Here is a 2,764-nt window from a genome sequence, read left to right as displayed (position 1 = left end):
CAGGCGGCGTCGAAGCGCTCGCGCCGGCGGCCGGCCAGCGCGGCCCGAAAGTCACGCGCTGCCGCAGCCAGCGCCTCGCCGCCGAGGCGCAGCAGCGCCGGATAGCGGGTGGGCGCGATCGGGAAGCGGTTGTCGAAGTACGCGCACGAAAAACGCCCGCTGACGGCATCGAAGTGCAGGCGCAGCTCGCCGCGATCGAGCGCCTCGCCGTAGGGCGCGCCGAGGAAGGGCGCGAGCAGCCGGCCGCGCAGCGCCGGGTCGGTGGCATCCCAGTCGATGTCGAAGAACTCGGCATACGGGCTGGCGCGGCCCCATTCGAGCACGTCGAGCCAGTACGGATTCTCCGGGCCGCCGACCGCCATGTGATTCGGCACGATGTCGACGACGAGGCCCATGCCGTGCGCGCGCAGCGTCGCGACCAGCGCCCGCAGGCCGTCCTCGCCGCCGAGTTCGGGGTTCACGCAGCCGGGATCGACCACGTCGTAGCCGTGTGTCGAGCCGGCGCGCGCCTTCAGGATCGGGCTGGCGTAGACGTGGCTGATGCCGAGCGCGGCCAGATACGGCACCTGTGCGGCGGCGGCCGCGAACGGGAAGTCCCGGTGCAGCTGCAGGCGCACGGTCGCGCGTGGCGGCAGCGGAGCCGGAGCGGCGGGGCGGGTGGATTTCGGCATCGGGCGTCGCCTCGCTCGGGGGGAGGATCGGGGTGCGCGGGTCCGGACCCGCGCGGCGGATTCCGATGCCCCGGCCCGCGGATGCGGACGAGGCACTCAGCAGCCGACGCCGGCGCCGGGCAACGGTTCCCGGTCCGCGCCCGACGCTTCACCCGGGGCCCCGAAGCCCGGTGCGCCGGGAACGCAGCTCAGGACGCCGGCGGAGCCTGCCCCTCGCCGTGCGCCGCCGTGATTGCGGGGCCGGCCCCGCGCAGCCGCTGCAGCATTGCCAGACGCGCGGCGACCGCCGGTTCGGCGAGCAGGGCTTCGGCCGTGCCCGGCAGGCGCCGGCACCAGTTCGGGTGCTCATGCACCGTGCCCGGCAGGTTCGGCTGTTCGCCGAGGCCGCAGAGGTCTTCGAGCGGCAGCAGCGCGAGCGCGGCCGGCGTCGCGGCGGTGTAGGCGAGCGCGGCATCGACGACCGGCGCCGGGGCCAGCGCTTCGGGCATCGGGCCTTCGGCGATGCCGGCGTGCGTGAACGCCGCCCACAGCGCCTCGCGATCGCACGCGCGCCCGGCGACCGCCTCGACCAGCTCCGCACCTTCGAGGTGGCCGACCTGCGTGCGCCAGTCGAGGTCCCTGCCCTGCCACCAGCCGGCGACGGTCGGCAGATCGTGCGTCGAGGTCATCGCCAGCGCCGTTGCCGGCCAGCGGGCGGGCTCGACGAACAGGCCGTGGTCGCGCTGGAACCACAGCACCGACATGCCGGCGATCCCATGCGCGGCCAGACGCTCGTGCAGGCCGGGCGGCACGGTGCCGAGGTCCTCGCCGACGATCAGCGCCCGGTGGCGGTGCGCCTCCAGCGCCACCAGCGCCAGCAGGTCATCGAGCGGATAGTCGAGGTAGCAGCCGCCGGCGCCGTTCTCGCCGTCCGGCACGACCCACAGCCGCCGCAGCCCGAGGATGTGGTCGATGCGCACGCCGCCGGCCGAGCGCAGCGCCGCGCGCAAAAGCTGCAGGAACGGCGCATAGCCGTGGCTGCGCAGTGCCTGCGGCGCATGCGTGACCAGGCCCCAGGTCTGGCCGGTCGGGCCGAGCGGATCGGGCGGTGCGCCGATCGACAGCCCCGTGAACACCTCGCCCGGAGCCGACCACGCCGCGCTGCCGCCGCTGCTGGTGCCGACGGCGATGTCGGTGATCAGGCCGATTTCCATGCCGGCGCCACGCGCCGCGGCCTGCGCCGCCGCCAGCCCGCGCGCCGCCAGCCACTGCGCGAAGCGGTGGAAGCCGAGTTCATGGGCATGCGCATGCGCAAGCCGCGCGACCTCGGGCGAATCCGGCTGCTGCAGGGCTGCCGGCCAGCTGCGCCAGTGCCAGCGCTGCAGGTCGGCGCCGAATTCGAGACCGTGCAGCAGCTCGAAGCGCGCATGGCGTTCGAGCGCCTCGCCGCCGGCCTCGACGAAGCGGCGGTAATCGAGTGCGAGTGCGTCATCGCCGTCGCGAAGGCGCGCGGCCAGCGCATCCCAGAGCCGGCGCAGCGCCGCCAGCCGTGCGCGCGCGACCCCGGGCCAGTCGACGAAATCCCCGCCGGTGCCGGGCACGGACGGGCCGAGCGCATCGCAGGCCGCGGCCTCGGCGCCGAGGCCGGCGGCGTGCGCATCGGCGTGCAGGTAGTTCAGGAACTGGCGGTTCGACGGCGAATACGGGCTGTAATGCTGCGGATCGGCCGCGAACAGCGCATGCACCGGGCTGATCGCGAGCGCCGAGGCGCCGTGCGCCCCGAGGGCGGCGGCGTGCTCGGCGAGGGCCGAGAAATCGCCGACGCCGCCGTCTGCGCCGCGGCGCAGGCCGTAGAGCTGGGCCGCGAAGCCGACGCCACGCTCGCGCCCGGCGAGCCGGGCAAAGCCCGGAGCGCCCGCCGGGGCCAGCGCCAGCGCCTGCGCGTGCCCGTCGAGCCTCAGCGTGTAGTAGCCGGCATCGAGCAGCAGCCCCGGCAGCGCCGCGCGCCCGGCGGCATCGGCGATGAGCCGCGTCCCGACGCACTCGCCGGCCTCATCGACGAGTTCGACCGCCGCGCCGGGCTGCGTGCCGAAGGCCGCCGGCAGCGTCCAGGG

The 2,764-nt window shown here is 75.5% G+C and carries 2 protein-coding genes; both read right to left on the bottom strand.

Features of this window, described 5'->3' with window-relative positions:
* A partial coding sequence (locus PKE44_RS17870; protein ID WP_324553960.1) for an alpha-amylase family glycosyl hydrolase occupies nt 1–671 on the bottom strand: 671 nt, incomplete at its 3' end.
* A 188-nt stretch (nt 672–859) separates the two neighbouring features.
* The coding region (gene malQ, locus PKE44_RS17865) for a 4-alpha-glucanotransferase (RefSeq protein ID WP_324553958.1) at nt 860–2,764 on the bottom strand (1,905 nt) is incomplete at its 5' end.

The organism is Plasticicumulans sp. (assembly GCF_035331805.1).
Classification (GTDB): Bacteria; Pseudomonadota; Gammaproteobacteria; order Competibacterales; family Competibacteraceae; genus Plasticicumulans.
This window is presented reverse-complemented; position numbering and strand designations above follow the sequence as displayed.